Below are 20,515 nucleotides of genomic sequence, written 5' to 3'. Positions count from 1 at the left end.
AGCATTCTTACAGACGCAGCAAAGTCTTCCACGCACGATTCTGATACACCGCAATCACCTGATGCATCCGCGCATCCAGCGATTCGTCGGTGATTGGCAGGTTGGCCAGGGCCGCCAACTTGTTCAGCTCACCGTACAAACGATCCAGCTCCGGGATTTCCAGCAGGTGCCGGGCGTGGTGCAGCCAAGCCTGCAGACGCTCGATGCGCGGCAGTTGCTCGGCCAGGTCTTCGGGCTGTTGCTGGTAGCGCGGCAGGCGCAGGGCGACGGCTTCGTCGGCCAGCAGGCGCGGCAGCCAGTTGGCGACCTGGGCGGCGCCCTGGCGGTTGCCACGCACATTACGGTCCAGGGTCCAGGTGCGGGCCAGCAGCCAGCGCGAAGTATTCAGTGAGAACAGGCCCCAGCGCACGTCGGTCAATTCTTCGAGGAACTGTTCCGGCGCGGCCTTGCGCACGTCCTCATCGTCTTCGCCGGCCTGGACCAGCGGGCGCCAGTCTTCCAGCAGGGCATCGAGCGCACTGCGCAGTTCGCTGGTGGATTGGCGTGGCGCGGCCTGGCCGAGGCTGCCAATCAGGGCACGCATTTCAGCGAGGTTTTCTACCCAGTCCTGCAACAGGCGCCAGTGACCGTTGAAACGGTACTGCTCGGCCAGGCGCTGGCTGCTGCCCAGCAGATGCCAGGTGAGCGCGGCGAAGGCGTCGTCCAGGGGGATTTCTGGTTGCAGTTGCGGGGCCGGCAGGCTCAGGGAATAGCTGTTGGCGTCAAACAGGCGATAGCCGCGCTCGGCCTTGCTGATATCGCACGGCATCAGCGCCAGGGTCTGGGCCAGTTCGGCAGCCAGTTCCAGCAGGGCGGCGGGCTCGCCTTCGCGCAGTTCCAGTTCCAGTTCGCAGATTTCTTCCTTCTGCTTGCCGGCAATCACATGGCCCAGGTCCAGGGCGGCTTCGATTACCACCTTGGCCTTGCCACGGCCCCAGGCGATCTCGGCACGTTCGCGCACGAAGTCGGTGGTGAAGATCGGCTTGAGGGTCTTTTTGTCCAGCTCGGCCAGTTGCTCGGGCCAGCATTCGCCGTCGAGTTTCTTCACGTCGAGCTTGGCTTTGGGCAGTTTCCAGTCGTATTCATTACGCTCCGACAAGCCGGCAACACTGTGGCCGCGGGTCTTGAGGGTCTGGATCACTTCGTCGCCATCCTTGCGCAGGCGCAGGGCAACCTTGGCCTGGGCCAGGTCACGCTCGGGGGTATCGAAGTACTGGTTCATCAACTCACGGCGTTCCCAGCCACTTTTGTTGCGTTTTTTCAGGAGCGGGTGCTCACGCAGCGCGGCGAGGGTCTCGCGGCTGACGCGGAGCTTGATTTCGGTTTCTTTTTGCATGGCCGGAACATCCAGGATCGGGAGTGCAGCCGGGGGAATATGTGGCTGCCAAGGTCGTGCAGTGTACAGGACTGAGCCCGGCAACGTGCCGCAACGGGTTTATTGTGCAGCGCAGATGGTTCTATGATGGGTTTCATCTGTGGAAGTTGAGAGACAGCGCATGCCTTTACCGTCCATGAAAGAACAATTTGCCGCTCTGATTGCCGCGCCCTCTGTCAGTTGTACCCAAGCGTCTCTCGACCAGACCAACCGCCCGGTGATCGATCTGCTCGCCACCTGGCTCGGCGACCTGGGCTTTGCCTGCGAGATCCAGCAGGTCAGCCCCGGCAAGTTCAACCTGCTCGCCAGCTTCGGCAGCGGCCCCGGTGGCCTGGTGCTGGCGGGGCACAGCGATACCGTGCCGTACGATGAAGCGCTATGGCAGACCGATCCTTTGAAGTTGACGGAAGTGGACGGGCGCTGGGTAGGGCTGGGTAGCTGCGACATGAAAGGTTTTTTCGCGCTGGCCATCGAAGCAGTCCTGCCGCTGCTCGACCAACCGTTCAAGCAGCCGCTGTTGATCCTTGCCACCTGTGATGAAGAAAGCTCCATGGCCGGCGCCCGCGCGTTGGCTGCGGCCGGTCGTCCGCTGGGGCGTGCTGCGGTGATTGGCGAGCCCACGGGCCTCAAGCCGATCCGCCTGCACAAGGGCGTGATGATGGAACGTATCGACATCCTCGGGCGCAGTGGTCACTCGTCGGACCCGAGTCTGGGTCACAGCGCCCTCGAAGCCATGCATGACGCCATGGGCGAACTGCGCGGCCTGCGCCTGGCCTGGCAGCGGGAGTATCGCAACCCACAATTCAGCGTGCCCCAGCCCACCTTGAATTTTGGATGTATCCACGGCGGCGACAATCCCAACCGCATTTGCGGCCAATGCTCCCTGGAATTCGACCTGCGGCCCTTGCCCGGCATGGATCCGCAGGTACTGCGCGACGCCATCCAGCAGAAACTTCGGCCCATCGCCGAACGCCATCAGGTGCAGATCGACTATGCGCCGCTGTTCCCCGAAGTGCCGCCCTTTGAGCAGCCTGAGGATGCCGAGCTGGTACGGGTCGCGGAACGATTGACCGGCCATCGTGCCGAAGCAGTAGCGTTCGGCACTGAAGCGCCTTATCTTCAGCGCCTTGGTTGTGAAACCCTGGTGCTCGGCCCTGGGGATATCGCCTGCGCCCACCAGCCGGGCGAGTACCTTGAAATGTCACGCTTGACGCCTACAGTGCGTCTATTGCGGGAATTGATTGAACACTACTGCCTCAAACCTGCATAAATTAACCCCATTGCACCCCGTACTTAGAAGGAGAGCGAGCGTGTCGCCAAGCCTGTTCCGACGATAACCATCAGCCCGCTGTGCGTTTAGCGATTCATCCTTTTTTTGGCTGCTTTTTATTACAGGCCCAGGTTTATGCCCGAATACGTCAATTGGCTTCGTCACGCTTCGCCTTACATCAATGCCCACCGCGACTGCACCTTTGTGGTCATGCTGCCGGGCGACGGTGTGGATCACCCCAACTTCGGCAACATCGTCCACGACCTGGTGCTGCTGCACAGCCTCGGCGTGCGTCTGGTGCTGGTGCATGGTTCGCGCCCGCAAATCGAAACCCGCCTCGCCGCTCGCGGCCTGACCCCGCATTACCACGATGGCATGCGCATCACCGATGCCGCGACCCTGGAGTGTGTGATCGACGCGGTTGGCCACTTGCGTATTGCTATCGAAGCACGGCTGTCCATGGACATGGCGTCTTCGCCGATGCAGGGCTCGCGCCTGCGGGTGGCCAGCGGCAACCTGGTGACCGCGCGGCCGATCGGCGTGTTGGACGGTATCGATTACCACCATACCGGCGAAGTGCGCCGGGTCGACCGCAAGGGCATCAACCGCCTGCTGGACGAGCGCTCGATTGTCGTACTGTCGCCTTTGGGCTATTCGCCGACCGGAGAGATTTTCAACCTGGCCTGTGAAGACGTCGCTACCCGCGCCGCCATCGACCTGGGCGCCGACAAGCTGCTGTTGTTTGGCGCCGACCTGGGCCTGATCGACGAAAACGGTCGACTGGTGCGCGAACTGCGTCCGCAACAAGTACCGGCGCATTTGCAACGCCTGGGCAACAACTACCAGGCCGAACTGCTGGATGCAGCAGCCGAGGCCTGTCGTGGGGGCGTGGGGCGCAGCCATATCGTCAGTTATGTCGAAGACGGTGCGCTGTTGACCGAACTCTTTACCCGGGACGGCGGCGGTACGCTGGTGGCCCAGGAGCAGTTCGAGCTGGTGCGTGAGGCGGCGATTGAAGATGTCGGCGGCCTGCTGGACCTGATCAGCCCACTGGAAGAGCAGGGCATTTTGGTGCGCCGCTCGCGGGAAGTGCTGGAGCGGGAAATCGAGCAGTTCAGCGTGGTGGAGCGCGAAGGCATGATCATCGCGTGCGCCGCGCTTTACCCCATTGCCGATTCAGATGCCGGTGAACTGGCGTGCCTGGCGGTCAATCCGGAATATCGTCATGGCGGTCGTGGTGATGAGCTGCTCGAGCGCATCGAAACCCGCGCCCGCACCCAAGGCTTGAAGACCCTGTTCGTGCTGACGACCCGCACCGCCCACTGGTTCCGCGAGCGCGGCTTTGTGCCAAGCAGCGTGGATCGCCTGCCGTCGGCGCGGGCTTCGCTGTACAACTTCCAGCGTAATTCGAAGATCTTCGAGAAGACCCTGTAAACACGGTATTCGGTACACCCAATACCTAATGTGGGAGCGGGCTTGCTCGCGAAGGCGGTGTGTCAGTCAGCACATGTATTGACTGGCACACCGCCTTCGCGAGCAAGCCCGCTCCCACATTCTTTGTCCGGGTTTATTCTTTGATGAATTTTCCGGTCACATAGGCCGAATAGTCCGGTAACACGGTCTCTACTTTCCCTTGTTCCTTAAGAAACTTCGCCGTCTCCCCAATGGCCTTGGCTGTCCCGCCATTGAGCAAGGCCTCGGTTTGCTGCGCCCGGGCATCGGGGAAGGTGCTGCCTTCCAGCAGTTCTGGGATATCCGCAGCGTTTGCGCCGGTCAATCGGGCGATCTTCTGTACCGGTACCGAATCCGCCGTCCACTCGGATTTGTGCGCCGCGTACTCGGCAAATGAATCCAGGGTGACCTTGGCAAACTTGGCCACCACCTCAGGGTACTTCTCGGCAAAATCCTTGCGCACCACCCACACCTCGAACGTCGGCGCGCCCCATTGGCCCACCTGGGCAGCATCGGTGAGGATCTTGCCGGTCTTGCGGATTTCCCCCAGGGCCGGCGACCAGACAAACGCGCCGTCGATATCCCCGCGTTTCCAGGCTGCGGCAATTTGCACCGGTTGCAGGTTCACCACTTTGACCTGCTTTGTGTCCAGGCCCCAGTGTTTCAGGGCCCCGAGCAGGCTGTAGTGGGATGTGGAGACAAAAGGCGTGGCGATGGTTTTGCCGATCAGGTCCTTGGGTGCGTCAATATGACTGCCGTTGCGCACTACCAAAGCTTCAGAACCATTGATCTGAGCCGATACGATGAACGCTACGATGGGTAGATTACGGGATGCGGCGGCCGCCAAAGGGCTGGAGCCGAGGTTGCCGATCTGCACATCGCCGGAGGCAATCGCGGTGATCACTTCCGGGCCGCTATTGAAGCGGCGCCAGTCGATTTTCTCGCCGATGGCCTGCTCATAGACGCCGTCGGCCTGGGGCACTTTGCTGGGGTCAACCCCGGTTTGGTAACCGATGGTGAGACTGGCCGCTTGCACGCCAAAAGAAAGTGTAAGTGATAGTAAAACTGTAACAAATTGACTAGAGGATGCGCGTTTGGCCATGATGGCGTCGCCTTTTTGATCGTGAGTGACGTGTGCGAGATTCTGCTCACACTAAACGATCTAAAAAATGGCCAACAAATACCCTTTAGGAATTAGCTTATGGAGCGATACCCCGCTGCGGGATTGTCGCGCCATGGAAAGTGTTATTCCTGAATAGTATGAAAAAGGATGAAATAATTCTTTTTGGGTGTATGAAAAACTCATTACCCTGCAGGGACCAAATCAACTGCGGTTAGACGAAGGTAGTAGACATACAAGGTTACGATTGACTTGTCAGTCACGATCTGGCGCTAATCGCGCATCTGTGGATCGAGGGCGTCAGACCCGAGACCAAAGAACTACAAAAATTAGAAACGAGAGGAGCGGTACATGAAGAAGTACACATTGGCGATCGCCGTCGCGGCTGGGGTTTTGGCTCAGCAAGCTGGCGCCGCTGGTTTTGTTGAAGACACCAAGGCATCCGTAAGTTCTCGGACCCTGTATTTTGATAACGATCAGCGTGAAGGCGGTGCTGACCAGCGCGAAACGGCCACCGGCCTGAAGTTCAACGTCCAGTCTGGTTTCACTGAAGGCACGGTCGGCTTTGGTATCGATGCCCAGGCATTGGTCGGCTTTCACCTCGATGGTGGCCGTGGTCATCACCCTAATAGCAACTCCTTTGTTCCAAGCGATACAGATGGTTCGGCCGTCAGTAGCTGGAGCAGCGCGAGCGCCAACGTAAAAGCCCGCTTCTCCAAGACCGAAGCCCACCTGGGTGGTGCCTTGGCGCCAAACCTGCCGATTCTGATTGCAAGCGACGGTCGTCTGCTGCCTCAGACCTTTGAAGGCGGCACTGTCACCTCTAAAGAAATCGACAATGTGACGTTTAACGCAGGTCAACTTGAACACGCCACCGGGCGTGCCTCAAGCAATAGCACTGGCCTGTCCGTCAACGGTGCTACCCAGGAAAGCAACCAATTCCGCTTTGGCGGTGCTGATTGGAAAGTCACTAAAGACCTGACATTGCAGTACTACTACGCCAACCTGGAAGACTTCTATAAGCAACACTTCCTGGGTCTGGTCCACGTCTACCCGATCACCGAAGGTCAGTCGTTCAAAACCGACCTGCGTTATTTTGACAGCAGCTCCGATGGCAAGAATGGCCAGGCTGGCTACCAGTTCAACAACAACGGTGGTTACGCGAAGGATGCTGGCGAGGTTAATAACAAAACCTGGAGCGCCATGTTCACCTACTCCCTGGGGGGCAGTGCGTTCATGGTCGGTCATCAGCGTGTCAATGATGACGGCGGTTTCGTTTGGTTGAACCAGGGCAGTGTGGTTGACGGCAATGGCCGTAACGAAGGCGCCGGCGGTTCCAGCTTCTACCTCTTCACCGATAGCATGATCAACTCCTTCGTGCGTGCGGGTGAAAACACCACCTTCGGTCAGTACTCCTATGACTTCGCTGCATTGGGCGTTCCAGGTTTGAAAACCTCGATTGCTTACCTGCATGGCGACAACATCAAATCCGCGAAAGGTGGCAGTGACCAGTCCGAGTGGGAACGCGATATGCGTATCGACTACACCATTCAGCAGGGTGCTCTGAAAGGCTTTGGTACTACACTGCGTCACGGTGTCTATCGCGGTAGCGGTACCGGCATTCAGGACCAGGACCAGACTCGTCTGATCTTCAACTACACTTACAGCTTCCTGTAAGAACCGTTGAGAAAAAAACCTCGCGATAATTGCGAGGTTTTTTTTGCCCTGAAATTGGTCAATCAACGCACTGCTTTATATTCCTTTATCGTCTAAATAAATCGATATTTATTCTTTTTAAAATCTCATCAGCGCAGGCACAGTGGATCCCATAAGCACTCATCAGGAGCCACACCATGAGCCTCAGACTGGGCGATATCGCCCCCGACTTTGAACAGGACTCCAGCGCCGGCAAGATTCGTTTCCACGAGTGGCTGGGCGATAGCTGGGGCGTGCTGTTTTCCCACCCGGCGGACTTCACCCCGGTGTGCACCACCGAGCTGGGTTTCACCGCCAAGCTCAAAGATGAGTTTGCCAAGCGTGGGGTCAAGGCCATTGCCCTGTCGGTAGACCCGGTGGACTCCCACCACAAGTGGATCGAGGACATCAACGAGACCCAGAACACCCTCGTCAACTTCCCGATCCTGGCCGATGCCGACCGCAAGGTCTCGGACCTGTACGACCTGATCCACCCCAATGCCAACGACACCCTGACCGTACGTTCGCTGTTCGTGATCGACCCGAACAAAAAGATTCGCCTGACCATCACCTACCCGGCCAGCACCGGGCGCAATTTCCACGAAATCCTGCGGGTGATCGACTCGTTGCAACTGACCGACAACTATAAAGTCGCCACCCCGGCCAACTGGCAGGACGGTGATGAAGTGGTGATCGTGCCGTCGCTCAAGGATGAGGAAGAGATCAAGCAGCGCTTTCCCAAGGGCTATCGCGCTGTCAAACCGTATCTGCGGCTGACCCCACAACCTAATCGTTAACCCGAATCCAATGTGGGAGCGGGCTTGCTCGCGAATGCGGTAGATCAGCAAGAAATGTGCTGACTGATACGCCGCATTCGCGAGCAAGCCCGCTCCCACAGGTTGATCGCATTTCAGTGCTCACATAGCAGGGGTTTTCAGGCCGTTTCGACGGCCTTTTTTTTCGCCCGCTGAATGCTCTTCTGTATATGCATTTAAAGAATAAACAAATGAAAAAAATAAGATTTATAGATATATAAATCTGCTGATAAGGTCTGTCCCATCTTGGCGCCATCGCTGTACCGCGAACCGCCGACACTTGCTCAAGGAAACTCCCGATGCTGGTCGTAACACTTGGTGGCAGTCCCAGTCAGCGTTCCCGGTCCGGGGTTTTGCTGGATCACTCCCGGCGCTGGTTGCAGCAGCAAGGCGTGGAAGTGGTGAGTTATCAGGTACGGGACTTCCCGGCCGAAGATTTGTTGTATGCCCGCTTCGACAGCCCGAAGGTCCTCGACCTGCTGGCCCAGGTGGCCAATGCCGATGGTTTGCTGATCGCCACGCCGGTGTACAAGGCCTCGTTTTCAGGCGCCTTGAAAACCGTCCTCGACCTGCTGCCGGAACGCGCCCTGGCCCATAAGGTGGTACTGCCCATGGCCACTGGCGGCAGCATTGCCCACATGCTGGCGGTGGACTACGCCTTGAAGCCTGTGCTGTCGGCACTCAAAGCCCAGGAGCTGCTGCACGGGATTTTTGCCGAGGACAGCCAGATCGCCTACGGCGAAGGCAGTGCCCAGGCGCAGTTGGTGCCGATCCTTGAACAACGCTTGAGCGAAGCCCTGGAGCAGTTCTACAGCGCCATGGCCCGTCGCCCGCAACCGTTGGACCCCCATGTGTTGAATGAACGTTTGTTGAGTGCTCGCTGGAGCATCTAAGCCACACCCGAATATAGCCACGCCCGGATATAAGCCACACCCGAATACAAAACCCTCACCTTACTCAGCCGCCAACGGCCAAGCAGGTGCAGCCACAACCCTAATCGTCAATTTGGAGAGCGCCATGCGCACTATCATCTTGCGTCGGGGCCTGGTCGCACTGTTTGCTGCGGCTGTGTCCTTCGGCGCCATTGTTCAAGCCCAGGCCGCGCAAACCCTGCGGATCGGTTATCAGAAATACGGCACCCTGGTGCTGCTCAAGGCTAAGGGCACCCTGGAAAAACGCCTGGCCGACCAGGGCGTGAACGTGCAGTGGACCGAGTTTCCCGGTGGCCCGCAGTTGCTCGAAGGGCTGAATGTCGGCTCCATCGACTTTGGCGTCACCGGCGAAACCCCACCGGTGTTCGCCCAGGCCGCCGGTGCCGATCTGCTCTACGTCGCCTACGAACCGCCAGCGCCGACCAGCGAAGCCATCCTGGTACCCAAGGATTCGCCGATCAAATCGGTGGCCGAGCTCAAGGGCAAGAAAGTCGTGCTCAACAAAGGCTCCAACGTGCATTACCTGCTGGTACGCGCCCTGGAAGACGCCGGCCTGAAATACACCGACGTACAGACCGTGTTCCTGCCGCCCGCCGACGCTCGTGCCGCTTTCGAGCGTGGCAGTGTCGACGCCTGGGTCATCTGGGACCCGTACCAGGCGGCCGCCGAGCAACAACTGCAAGCCCGCACCCTACGTGACGCCACCGGCATTGCCGACAACCACCAGTTCTACCTGGCCACCAAGCCCTACACCGAAAAACACCCGGAGGTGATCAAGGCGTTGGTGGAAGAAGTGCGCGCCGTGGGCGAATGGTCCAAGGCCAACCCCCAGGAAGTCACCGAACAAGTTGCGCCGCTGCTCGGCTTGCCGGCTGACATCACCCTGACCTCGGTCAAACGCCAGGGCTACGGCGCGCTGTTCCTGACCCCGCAAGTGGTCGCCGCGCAGCAGAAAATCGCTGACACCTTCTACCAGCTCAAATTGATTCCCAAGCCCTTGAGCATCAAGGACGTGATCTGGACGCCACCTGCGACCGTTGCCAAAGCGCCGTAATCCGACTTCTTCAGGAGACAACTCCATGAGCCTCAATATTTTCTGGTTCCTGCCTACCCACGGCGACGGCCATTACCTTGGCACCGCCGAAGGCGCTCGCGCCGTGGATCACGGTTATCTGCAACAGGTGGCCCAGGCCGCTGATCGCCTGGGTTTTGGCGGGGTACTGATCCCCACCGGTCGTTCTTGCGAAGACTCGTGGCTGGTGGCCGCCTCGTTGATCCCGGTGACCCAGCGTCTGAAATTCCTGGTAGCACTGCGCCCCGGGATCATTTCCCCGACGGTGGCGGCGCGCCAGGCCGCGACCCTGGATCGGCTGTCCGGTGGCCGGGCGCTGTTCAACCTGGTGACCGGTGGTGATCCGGAAGAACTGGCCGGTGATGGCCTGTTCCTCAGCCATGAGGAGCGCTACCAGGCCTCGGTGGAATTCACCCGCATCTGGCGGCGCGTGCTGGAAGGCGAAACCGTGGACTACGACGGCCAGCACATCAGCGTCAAAGGCGCCAAGTTGCTCTACCCACCGATCCAGCAGCCCCGTCCGCCGCTGTATTTTGGTGGATCTTCCGAAGCGGCCCAGGACCTGGCAGCCGAACAAGTGGAAATGGTCCTGACCTGGGGCGAGCCACCGGCGGCGGTGGCGGAAAAAATCGAACAGGTACGGGACAAGGCGGCCAAGCTCGGGCGCACCGTGCGCTTCGGTATTCGCTTGCATGTGATCGTGCGTGAAACCAACGACGAGGCATGGAAAGCCGCCGACAAACTGATCTCCCATCTGGACGATGACACCATCGCCCGTGCCCAGGCCTCGCTGGCACGCTTTGATTCGGTGGGCCAGCAGCGCATGGCCGCCTTGCATGGCGGCAGTCGCGACAACCTCGAAGTCAGCCCCAACCTGTGGGCCGGCGTTGGCCTGGTACGCGGCGGCGCCGGCACGGCACTGGTGGGCGATGGGCCGACCGTGGCGGCGCGGGTCAAGGAGTACGCGGACCTGGGCATCGACACCTTTATTTTCTCCGGTTATCCACACCTGGAAGAGTCGTACCGGGTTGCGGAATTGCTGTTCCCGCACCTGGATATCGAACGTCCCGAGCTGCCGAAAAGCGCCGGTTACGTCAGCCCGTTTGGCGAGATGGTGGCCAACGACATTCTTCCCAAAGCCGCGTCGCAGAGCTGAGGCGCCGTCATGAATAGTCAACGGATTCTGCATCGGCTGGCGCCTTGGGCGCTGCCGGTCCTGTTGCTGGTGGTGTGGCAGTTGTCGGTGTCGGCAGGCTGGCTGTCGACGCGGATTTTGCCGGCCCCCAGCGCAGTAATTGCGGCTGGCGTGCACCTGGTGAGCAGCGGTGAAATCTGGACCCACCTGGCCATCAGCGGCTGGCGCGCGGGCCTGGGTTTTGTGATCGGCGGCGGTATCGGCCTGGCCCTGGGTTTTATCACTGGCCTGTCGACATGGGGCGAGCGCCTGCTGGACAGCTCGGTGCAGATGATTCGCAACGTGCCGCACTTGGCGCTGATCCCGCTGGTGATTCTGTGGTTCGGCATCGATGAGACGGCGAAGATTTTCCTGGTCGCCCTCGGCACGCTGTTCCCCATCTACCTCAACACCTATCACGGCATCCGCAACGTCGATCCGGCACTGGTGGAGATGGCGCGCAGTTATGGCTTGTCGGGGTTCAGCCTGTTTCGCCAGGTGATCCTGCCCGGCGCCTTGCCTTCGATCCTGGTGGGGGTGCGTTTTGCCCTGGGCTTTATGTGGTTGACGCTGATCGTCGCGGAAACCATTTCCGCCAGCTCCGGTATCGGCTACCTGGCGATGAATGCCCGGGAGTTCCTGCAAACCGACGTGGTGGTGCTGGCGATTGTGCTGTACGCGGTGCTCGGCAAGTTGGCCGACCTCGCAGCGCGTGGCCTGGAGCGAGTGTGGCTGCGCTGGCATCCGGCCTATCAAGTGCATAAAGGAGGTGCGGCATGACCGCTCAACAACCTCCACGCCTGCTGCGGGGCATCCCGTTGGCGGTGCGCAAGCTGCGCAAGGCGTTCGGCGCGCGGGAAGTCCTGCGCGAGATTGACCTGCACATCCCGGCGGGCCAGTTCGTGGCCGTTGTTGGCCGCAGTGGCTGTGGCAAAAGTACCTTGCTGCGCCTGCTGGCCGGCCTTGATAGCGCCAGCAGTGGCGAGTTGCTTGCAGGTTCTGCACCCCTGAGCGAAGCGCTCGAAGACACGCGGCTGATGTTCCAGGAAGCGCGCCTGCTGCCGTGGAAAAAGATCATCGATAACGTCGGCCTGGGCCTTAAAGGCAACTGGCGGCCCCAAGCGCTTGAGGCGCTGGAAGCGGTTGGCCTGGCCGAGCGTGCCGATGAATGGCCAGCGGCGTTGTCCGGTGGCCAGAAACAACGGGTGGCCCTGGCCCGCGCTCTGATTCATCAGCCGCGCCTGTTGCTGCTGGATGAGCCCTTGGGTGCGCTGGATGCCCTGACCCGCATCGAGATGCAGCAACTGATCGAAAACCTGTGGCGCAAGCACGGTTTTACCGTGTTGCTGGTGACCCATGACGTCAGCGAAGCCGTGGCCATTGCCGACCGGGTCATCCTGATCGAAGACGGCGACATCGGCCTCGACCTGCATGTGGAACTGCCACGCCCGAGAGTCCGTGGCTCCCATCGCCTGGCGGCCCTGGAAACCGAAGTGCTCAACCGTGTGCTGTCACTGCCCGGCACGCCGCCTGCGCCGGAACCTGTTTCACCGTTGCCTACGCAATTGCGTTGGGCGCAATAACTTACTTGTCCCTAAAGGAATAACACCATGACTATCAAAGCGATCAACGTGCGTAACCAGTTCAAAGGCACCATCAAGGAAATTGTCGAAGGCGACGTCCTGTCGGAAATCGACGTGCAGACCGCGTCCGGCATTGTCACCTCGGTGATCACCACCCGCTCGGTGAAAGAGCTGGAGTTGGTGATTGGCAGTGAAGTGATTGCGTTTGTGAAGTCTACTGAGGTGTCGATCGCCAAGCTGTGATCGGCTTTCGACCGCTATCGCAGGCAAGCCCGCTCCCACATTCGACCGATTTCCAACATCGGAATACGGTCGAATGTGGGAGCGGGCTTGCTCGCGAAGAGGCCGGCCCAGTCACCACAAAACTTATCGCTTAGGCAAAAACACCGGCAAATAAAGCCCCACATACGCATCAAACACCCGCATCCCTTCCTCCGCCATGCGCGGGGTGATCTGCCCATGCTGATGCACCGAGCGTGCGTACACGCGGTCGCTCAACTCCAGCGCCAGGGCAAACACGTCCACATCCTCCGGCAGTACCGGCACTTCAAAGTGGCGGTTGAACACTTGCAGCATCAAATCCCCCAACTCCAGGTCATGCTGGCGGTCGGCCTGGGTCACTTCGGTGAGGCCGTGCTGGGCGAGAATCAATTGCCGGGCGGCGGCATCGTTGCTGTAGATGTCCAGCATGCGCAATTCCACCAGGCGCGACAGGTCGCGCCAGTGATGCAGGCTGTCGTGGTCGATGGGGGCTTGCAGCGCGGCGCGGAATGCGGCGTGTACGTCAGCCGTCAGTGCTTCGAGCAAGGCCGGTACGCTGGCGAAAAAGTGATACACCGATGACGGCGGAATCTGCGCCCGTTCGGCCACGCTGTAGATCGACAGACTGGCCACGCCTTCGGCGGCCAGCAAGGTGCGGGCGGCGTCGAGGATCGCGTCGATCCGGGCCTGGCTGCGGGCGCGGGGTTTGCGAGGGGCGGCGGGGCGGGTGGTCATGGAAGTCTCCTACAAGGCAGGATGCATTGTACGCAGAGATCCATATCGGTACAGATAGGGCTTGTTGTGGGGAGCAGGTTTGTTGTGGCAAGCGGGCCTGTTGTGGCGAGAGCTTGTTTGTGGCGAGCGGGCTTGCTCCCGCGCTGGGCTGCGAAGCAGCCCTCATTCAAAAACACCGCGATGCATCAGATGCATCGCGGTGTTTGTTTTGGGGCTGCTTCGCAGCCCAGCGCGGGGCAAGCCCGCTCGCCACAGTCCGCTTACACGGTATGCAGGTACCAGTTGTACTCAAGGTCGGAGATGGAGTGTTCGAACTCCTCCAGCTCACTTTCCTTGCAGGCGACGAAGATATCGATGTACTTCGGATCGATGTACTTGGCCATCACCTCGCTGTCGTCCAACTCGCGCAGGGCATCACGCAGGTTGTTCGGCAGGCTTTGTTCGTTCTGCTCGTAGCTGTTGCCTTCCACCGGTGCGCCAGGTTCGATCTTGTTGGTCAGACCGTGGTGCACGCCCGCCAGGACCGAAGCCATCAGCAGGTAAGGGTTGGCATCGGCGCCGGCCACGCGGTGTTCGATACGTACCGCGTCGGACGAACCCGTAGGTACGCGAATCGCCACGGTGCGGTTGTCCAGGCCCCAGCACGGCGAGTTCGGCACGTAGAACTGTGCGCCAAAACGACGGTAGGAGTTGACGTTGGGGCACAGGAAAGCCATTTGTGCAGGCAGGGTCTCCAGCACACCGCCGATCGCGTGACGCAATGCGGCGTTCTGCTCGGGATCCTCGCTGGCAAAGATGTTCTTGCCGTCTTTGTCCAGGATCGAAATATGCACGTGCAAACCGTTGCCTGCCTGGCCCGGGTAAGGCTTGGCCATGAAGGTGGTGTCCATCTCATGGTCGTAGGCAATGTTCTTGATCAAACGCTTGAGCAGTACCGCGTAGTCGCATGCCTTGATCGGGTCGGCGACGTGGTGCAGGTTCACTTCGAACTGCGCCGGGGCACTTTCCTTGACGATCGCGTCAGCCGGGATGCCTTGCTCTTTGGCACCTTCCAGAATGTCCTGGAGGCAGTCGACGTATTCGTCGAGGTCGTCGATCAGGTAGACCTGTGTCGAGTGCGGGCGTTTGCCGGAAATCGGCGAGCGGGGAGGTTGTGGGCGGCCGTTCACGTTCTCCTGGTCGATCAGGTAGAACTCAAGCTCGAAGGCTGCGCAGATGGTCAGGCCCATATCGTCAAACTTGGTTACAACTTGGCGGAGCACTTCGCGCGGATCGGCGAAGAAAGGTTCACCTTCAAGTTCGTGCATGGTCATCAGCAGTTGCGCGGTAGGGCGCTTTTGCCAGGGTTCATTGCACAGGGTATCGGGGATTGGATAACAGATTCGGTCAGCATCACCGATGTCCAGACCCAGGCCGGTGCTTTCCACCGTTGAGCCATTGATATCCAGGGCAAATAAAGAGGCCGGCAAGTTGATGCCTTTCTCGTAAACCTTGTGGAGGCTGGTGCGTTCGATGCGCTTACCGCGCACCACACCATTCATATCCGCAATTAGAAGGTCTACGTACAGAACCTCAGGATGATCCTTAAGGAACGCGTTCGCTTCGTTAAGCTGAACGGCACGCGGGGGTACCGACATGATGCAACACCTTTGTTGTTAAAAATATCAATCATTGATCTTTTCTGGTTTCAGTCAACCCGAACGGCATGCCGAAGTCAAGCGAGGCCTTTTTTGCCCTAAAAAAGCGCCTTGAGGGCTTTTTTGCGGCTTTTTTGGGCAGTTTTATCGGTTTGACCGGCTTGGGACTAGCAGGCTTGAGCGGGCCGTGTTGTATTTTTTACGGGGGTGTTGTGTAAAAAAATGAACAAGGCTAAGCTCGATTCAAACCCATAACAGCAATAATACCGGGGTGCTTCATGTCTGGCCTGCCGTTAATCGGCGTCACCGCCTGCTCCAAACAGGTTGGTCTGCATGCTTATCACATCAGTGGCGACAAATACGTCCGCGCCGTGGCAGTCGCTGCCAAGGGCCTGCCATTGATTATTCCGTCCCTGGCGGAGCTGTTCGAACCGGCCAATATTCTTGACGGTCTGGACGGCATTCTCTTTACCGGCTCACCTTCCAATATCGAACCCTTTCATTACGACGGTCCGGCCAGCGCGCCTGGGACTGCTCATGATCCTGCACGGGACCAGAGCACCCTGCCGCTGATTCGCGCCGCGATCGCCGCGGGCGTCCCGGTGCTAGGGATCTGCCGGGGCTTCCAGGAAATGAACGTGGCCCTGGGCGGCAGCCTGCACCAGAAGGTTCATGAACTGCCGGGCATGATGGATCACCGCGAAGACGACACCCAGCCGCTGGACGTCCAGTACGGCCCGGCGCATGCCGTGGCGATCACCCCGGGCGGTGTGCTGGCGAGCCTGGGTTTGCCGGACACGATCCAGGTCAACTCGATCCACAGCCAGGGCGTTGACCGCCTGGCGCCCGGCCTGCAGGTCGAAGCGACCGCGCCGGACGGCCTGATCGAGGCTTTTTCGCTCAAACAGGGCAAGGCTTTTGCAGACGCTTTTGCAATAGGAGTGCAATGGCACCCTGAATGGCAGGTAAGCTCCAACCCGTACTACCTCGCGATCTTCCAGGCATTTGGCGATGCCTGCCGAACGCGGGCGAAACAAAGAGACGCACACGCGTCAAACAACGCCTGACCTTTAATGGATGTCAGGAAACCCAGCCCAGAGGCATTTATGAGTAACAACCTCGACCAGCTCACCGATTGGTTGAAAGACCACAAGATCACAGAAGTCGAATGCATGATTGGCGACCTCACGGGGATCACCCGGGGCAAGATCTCGCCGACCAACAAGTTCATTGCCGAAAAAGGCATGCGCCTGCCCGAGAGCGTTCTGTTGCAGACCGTGACCGGCGACTATGTCGAAGACGACATCTATTACGAATTGCTCGACCCGGCCGACATCGACATGATCTGCCGCCCCGACCAGAACGCCGTGTTCCTGGTGCCCTGGGCCATCGAGCCCACCGCCCAGGTGATCCACGACACCTACGACAAGCAAGGCAACCCGATCGAGCTGTCGCCGCGCAACGTGCTCAAGAAAGTCCTCAAGCTCTACGCCGACAAAGGCTGGCAGCCCATCGTGGCGCCGGAGATGGAGTTCTACCTGACCAAACGCTGCGAAGACCCGGACTTCCCGCTGCAACCGCCGATTGGCCGCTCTGGCCGCCCGGAAACCGGTCGCCAGTCCTTCTCTATAGAAGCGGCCAACGAATTCGACCCCTTGTTCGAAGACGTCTATGACTGGTGCGAACTGCAGGAACTGGACCTCGACACCCTGATCCACGAGGACGGCACGGCGCAGATGGAAATCAACTTCCGTCACGGCGATGCCCTGTCCCTGGCCGACCAGATCCTGGTGTTCAAGCGCACCATGCGTGAAGCCGCGCTCAAGCACAACGTGGCCGCCACCTTCATGGCCAAGCCCATGACCGGTGAGCCGGGCAGCGCCATGCACCTGCACCAGAGCATCATTGATATCGCCACCGGCAAGAACGTGTTCTCCAATGAGGACGGTTCCAAGAGCGAGCTGTTCCTGCACCACATTGGCGGCCTGCAAAAGTTCATCCCCGAGCTGTTGCCGCTGTTCGCGCCCAACGTCAACTCGTTCCGCCGCTTCCTGCCCGACACCTCGGCGCCGGTGAACGTGGAGTGGGGCGAAGAAAACCGCACCGTCGGCCTGCGCGTACCGGACGCCGGCCCGCAGAACCGTCGCGTGGAAAACCGCCTGCCAGGCGCCGATGCCAACCCGTACCTGGCGATCGCCGCCAGCCTGCTGTGCGGCTATATCGGCATGGTCGAAGGCATCAGCCCAAGCGCACCGGTAGTCGGTCGTGGTTACGAAAGGCGCAACCTGCGCCTGCCGTTGACCATCGAAGACGCGCTGGAGCGCATGGAAAACAGCAAGACCATCGAGAAATACCTGGGTCACAAATTCATCACTGGCTACGTCGCGGTCAAGCGGGCCGAGCATGAAAACTTCAAGCGCGTGATCAGTTCGTGGGAGCGGGAATTCCTGCTCTTCGCCGTCTGATGCGCCGGGTGCGGCCGGGATACGCCGCACCCTCATCTACCTATTGGAGATTGGTATGTCCAGCAACAACCCGCAAACCCGTGAATGGCAAGCCCTGAGCAACGATCATCACCTGGCACCGTTTAGCGACTTCAAGCAGTTGAAAGAGAAAGGCCCGCGCATCATCACCAACGCCAAGGGCGTGTACCTGTGGGACAGCGAAGGCAACAAGATCCTCGACGGCATGGCCGGCCTGTGGTGCGTGGCCATCGGTTATGGCCGCGACGAGCTGGCTGACGCCGCCGCCAAGCAGATGAAACAACTGCCTTACTACAACCTGTTCTTCCAGACCGCCCACCCTCCGGTGCTGGAACTGGCCAAGGCCATCGCCGATATCGCCCCCGCGGGCATGAACCATGTGTTCTTCACCGGTTCCGGCTCCGAAGGCAACGACACCATGTTGCGCATGGTCCGCCACTACTGGGCGATCAAGGGCCAGCCAAACAAGAAAACCATCATCAGCCGCAAGAACGGTTACCACGGCTCCACCGTGGCCGGCGCGAGCCTGGGCGGCATGACCTATATGCACGAGCAGGGCGACTTGCCGATCCCGGGCATCGTGCATATCGCGCAGCCGTACTGGTTCGGCGAAGGCGGCGACATGAGCCCCGAAGAGTTCGGGATCTGGGCGGCCAACCAACTGGAAGAGAAGATTCTGGAAGTCGGCGTGGACAACGTCGGTGCCTTTATTGCCGAGCCGATCCAGGGCGCCGGCGGCGTGATTGTGCCGCCCGCGACCTACTGGCCGCGCATCAAGGAAATCCTCGCCAAGTACGACATCCTGTTTGTCGCCGACGAAGTGATCTGTGGCTTTGGTCGCACGGGTGAGTGGTTCGGTAGCGATTTCTACGACCTCAAGCCGGACATGATGACCATCGCCAAGGGCCTGACCTCGGGCTACATCCCCATGGGCGGCCTGATCGTGCGCGACGAAGTGGTGGCGGTGCTCAACGAAGGTGGCGACTTCAACCACGGTTTCACCTATTCCGGGCACCCGGTGGCGGCTGCGGTGGCCCTGGAAAACATCCGCATCATGCGCGATGAAAAAATTGTCAGCCGCGTGCATGACGAAACGGCACCGTATTTGCAAAAGCGTCTACGCGAGCTGGCGGATCATCCGCTGGTGGGCGAAGTACGGGGTGTCGGCATGTTGGGTGCGATCGAGCTGGTACAGGACAAGGCCACGCGCAAGCGTTATGAAGGCAAGGGCGTGGGCATGATCTGCCGCACCTTCTGCTTCGAGAATGGCCTGATCATGCGCGCCGTGGGCGACACCATGATCATTTCGCCGCCGCTGGTGATCAGCAAGGCCGAGATTGACGAGCTGGTGACCAAGGCTCGCCAGTGCCTGGACCTGACTTTGGCGGCATTGCAGGGCTAAGTGCTAGGCTCAGAATGCAGCGGCTTGCAGCTGTTGCATTCGGGCAATGATAAATGCGGGGCTTTGGTTGAAAGCCGGCCCCTGAACTTGCCAGACTGTCGCCCTGTTTTGTTGCCCTTCGACGGGCCATGAAACGTAGAAAAATGTGGCCCAAAAAAGAAAAATTGGAGCATGACCGAATGAAGGCATTAGGTTTGAAGAACGCTGGCAAGACCCTCCTGGCCTTGTCCCTGATGGGCGTGATGGCGGGCGCGGCCCAGGCGGACAGTAAAGTACTGCATGTCTATAACTGGTCCGACTACATTGCACCGGACACCATTGCCAACTTTGAGAAAGAGTCCGGCATCAAGGTGGTGTACGACGTTTTCGACAGCAACGAAACCCTGGAAGCCAAGCTGTTGGCGGGCAAGTCCGGCTACGACGTGGTGGTGCCGTCGAACAACTTCCTGGCCAAGCAGATCAAGGCTGGTGTGTATCAGGAGCTGGACAAGTCCAAGCTGTCTAACTATGACAATCTGAACAAATCCCTGCTTAAAGCCGTGTCGGTCAGCGACCCGGACAACAAGCACGCCTTCCCGTACATGTGGGGCTCGATCGGCGTCGGCTACAACCCGGAGAAGGTCAAGGCCGCACTGGGCGTGGACAAGATCGATTCCTGGGACGTGCTGTTCAAGCCTGAGAACATCGCTAAGCTGAAAAGCTGCGGCGTGAGCTTCCTCGACTCGCCAACCGAAATGCTGCCGATTGCGCTGCATTATCTGGGCCTGCCGACCGACACTCAGAAGAAGGCCGATCTGAAGCAGGCCGAAGACCTGTTCCTGAAAATCCGTCCTTCGATTGGCTACTTCCACTCGTCCAAGTACATCTCCGACCTGGCCAACGGCAACATCTGCGTCGCCGTGGGTTACTCGGGTGACATTGAGCAGGCCAAATCCCGCGCGGCTGAAGCCGGTGGCAAGGTCAAGGTGGCCTACGACATTCCGAAAGAAGGCGCTGGTAGCTTCTTCGACATGGTCGCTATCCCTAAAGATGCCGAGAACGTCGACGCGGCCTACACGTTCTTGAACTATCTGCTCAAGCCAGAAGTGATGGCCTCGATCACCAACAGCGTGCATTTCCCGAACGGTAACGAGAAAGCCACCGCACTGGTCGATAAAGACATCAGCAGCGACCCAGGCATCTACCCGCCAGCAGATGTGCAGGCCAAGCTCTATGCCATTGCTGACTTGCCTGCTGCAACCCAGCGTGAAATGACACGCAGCTGGACCAAGATCAAGTCAGGCAAATAAGCAAGAACCTGCAGGAGCGAGCTTGTGTGGGAGCGGGCTTGCTCGCGAAAGCGGTGTATCAGTAGATATAAATGCTGGCTGACACGCCCCCTTCGCGAGCAAGCCCGCTCCCACCCAGGCCCGCTCTCACAAATTAAATGACAGAAAGTTTTGCCGGATCGGTTTATCGAGGGTAAGTTGC

The 20,515-nt window shown here is 59.6% G+C and carries 18 protein-coding genes; 14 read left to right on the top strand and 4 right to left on the bottom strand.

What is annotated here, in order from left to right:
- Nucleotides 1-7: 7 nt before the first annotated feature.
- The gene (locus JTY93_RS26065) at nt 8-1,375 is read right to left on the bottom strand and encodes a CYTH domain-containing protein (RefSeq protein ID WP_205476587.1); all 1,368 of its coding nucleotides are present in this window, start codon (nt 1,373-1,375) and stop codon (nt 8-10) included.
- Nucleotides 1,376-1,535: 160 nt separating this feature from the next.
- Between JTY93_RS26065 and argE the strand changes: the two genes are divergently transcribed.
- Nucleotides 1,536-2,684, top strand: a complete 1,149-nt coding sequence (gene argE / locus JTY93_RS26060) for an acetylornithine deacetylase (protein WP_029289486.1) — start codon at nt 1,536-1,538, stop codon at nt 2,682-2,684.
- A gap of 135 nt (nt 2,685-2,819) precedes the next feature.
- Nucleotides 2,820-4,118: an amino-acid N-acetyltransferase gene (gene argA / locus JTY93_RS26055; protein ID WP_032858930.1), complete on the top strand. Its 1,299-nt coding sequence runs from the start codon at nt 2,820-2,822 to the stop codon at nt 4,116-4,118.
- Nucleotides 4,119-4,251: 133 nt separating this feature from the next.
- Here the strand turns inward: argA and tauA are convergent, their stop codons facing one another.
- Entirely contained in the window at nt 4,252-5,238 is a 987-nt protein-coding gene (gene tauA / locus JTY93_RS26050) for a taurine ABC transporter substrate-binding protein (protein ID WP_205480377.1), read from the bottom strand.
- A 369-nt stretch (nt 5,239-5,607) separates the two neighbouring features.
- Here tauA and JTY93_RS26045 point away from each other — a divergent pair, with 369 nt between their 5' ends.
- The 8 genes from JTY93_RS26045 to JTY93_RS26010 all read left to right on the top strand — a co-directional run bounded on the left by JTY93_RS26045 (nt 5,608) and on the right by JTY93_RS26010 (nt 12,770).
- Nucleotides 5,608-6,933: an OprD family outer membrane porin gene (locus JTY93_RS26045; protein WP_205480391.1), complete on the top strand. Its 1,326-nt coding sequence runs from the start codon at nt 5,608-5,610 to the stop codon at nt 6,931-6,933.
- 176 nt (nt 6,934-7,109) lie between these two features.
- Complete coding sequence (locus tag JTY93_RS26040) at nt 7,110-7,748, top strand: peroxiredoxin (protein WP_169991284.1); 639 nt, start codon at nt 7,110-7,112, stop codon at nt 7,746-7,748.
- 317 nt (nt 7,749-8,065) lie between these two features.
- Nucleotides 8,066-8,659 (top strand): NADPH-dependent FMN reductase, encoded by a 594-nt coding sequence (gene ssuE / locus JTY93_RS26035; RefSeq protein ID WP_038444301.1) that lies wholly within the window; start codon nt 8,066-8,068, stop codon nt 8,657-8,659.
- Between the two features lie 124 nt (nt 8,660-8,783).
- A complete protein-coding gene (locus JTY93_RS26030) occupies nt 8,784-9,752 on the top strand; it encodes a sulfonate ABC transporter substrate-binding protein (protein ID WP_205480394.1) in 969 nt (322 codons plus the stop codon).
- Nucleotides 9,753-9,777: 25 nt separating this feature from the next.
- The gene (ssuD, locus tag JTY93_RS26025; RefSeq protein WP_205480403.1) at nt 9,778-10,926 is read left to right on the top strand and encodes an FMNH2-dependent alkanesulfonate monooxygenase; all 1,149 of its coding nucleotides are present in this window, start codon (nt 9,778-9,780) and stop codon (nt 10,924-10,926) included.
- 9 nt (nt 10,927-10,935) lie between these two features.
- Entirely contained in the window at nt 10,936-11,724 is a 789-nt protein-coding gene (ssuC, locus tag JTY93_RS26020; protein WP_205480406.1) for an aliphatic sulfonate ABC transporter permease SsuC, read from the top strand.
- Nucleotides 11,721-12,527, top strand: a complete 807-nt coding sequence (gene ssuB / locus JTY93_RS26015; RefSeq protein WP_205480414.1) for an aliphatic sulfonates ABC transporter ATP-binding protein — start codon at nt 11,721-11,723, stop codon at nt 12,525-12,527. The genes ssuC and ssuB overlap by 4 nt, the downstream gene beginning before the upstream one ends.
- Nucleotides 12,528-12,554: 27 nt before the next feature.
- Nucleotides 12,555-12,770: a TOBE domain-containing protein gene (locus tag JTY93_RS26010; protein WP_003213899.1), complete on the top strand. Its 216-nt coding sequence runs from the start codon at nt 12,555-12,557 to the stop codon at nt 12,768-12,770.
- 123 nt (nt 12,771-12,893) lie between these two features.
- Here JTY93_RS26010 and JTY93_RS26005 read toward each other — a convergent pair whose 3' ends face one another.
- Both JTY93_RS26005 and JTY93_RS26000 read right to left on the bottom strand, forming a co-directional pair.
- Nucleotides 12,894-13,523: a TetR/AcrR family transcriptional regulator gene (locus JTY93_RS26005; protein WP_205518960.1), complete on the bottom strand. Its 630-nt coding sequence runs from the start codon at nt 13,521-13,523 to the stop codon at nt 12,894-12,896.
- A 260-nt stretch (nt 13,524-13,783) separates the two neighbouring features.
- Nucleotides 13,784-15,160 carry a glutamine synthetase family protein gene (locus JTY93_RS26000; protein WP_057440427.1) on the bottom strand — a complete coding sequence of 459 codons (1,377 nt, stop codon included), beginning with the start codon at nt 15,158-15,160 and terminating at the stop codon, nt 13,784-13,786.
- A gap of 278 nt (nt 15,161-15,438) precedes the next feature.
- Here JTY93_RS26000 and JTY93_RS25995 point away from each other — a divergent pair, with 278 nt between their 5' ends.
- The 4 genes from JTY93_RS25995 (at nt 15,439) to JTY93_RS25980 (ending at nt 20,334) form a co-directional block, all read left to right on the top strand.
- Entirely contained in the window at nt 15,439-16,227 is a 789-nt protein-coding gene (locus tag JTY93_RS25995; RefSeq protein WP_205479679.1) for a gamma-glutamyl-gamma-aminobutyrate hydrolase family protein, read from the top strand.
- Between the two features lie 39 nt (nt 16,228-16,266).
- Entirely contained in the window at nt 16,267-17,625 is a 1,359-nt protein-coding gene (locus tag JTY93_RS25990) for a glutamine synthetase family protein (protein ID WP_029289457.1), read from the top strand.
- A 55-nt stretch (nt 17,626-17,680) separates the two neighbouring features.
- A complete protein-coding gene (locus JTY93_RS25985; protein ID WP_092231228.1) occupies nt 17,681-19,045 on the top strand; it encodes an aspartate aminotransferase family protein in 1,365 nt (454 codons plus the stop codon).
- A 194-nt stretch (nt 19,046-19,239) separates the two neighbouring features.
- Nucleotides 19,240-20,334, top strand: coding sequence for a polyamine ABC transporter substrate-binding protein (locus JTY93_RS25980; RefSeq protein ID WP_205479682.1), 1,095 nt, complete (start codon nt 19,240-19,242; stop codon nt 20,332-20,334).
- The last annotated feature ends 181 nt before the right edge of the window (nt 20,335-20,515 follow it).

It is taken from the genome of Pseudomonas hygromyciniae, from assembly GCF_016925675.1.
GTDB classification, from domain to species: Bacteria; Pseudomonadota; Gammaproteobacteria; order Pseudomonadales; family Pseudomonadaceae; genus Aquipseudomonas; species Aquipseudomonas hygromyciniae.
Note: the sequence above shows the minus strand (reverse complement) of the source record. Positions and strands in the feature narration are given on the sequence as shown.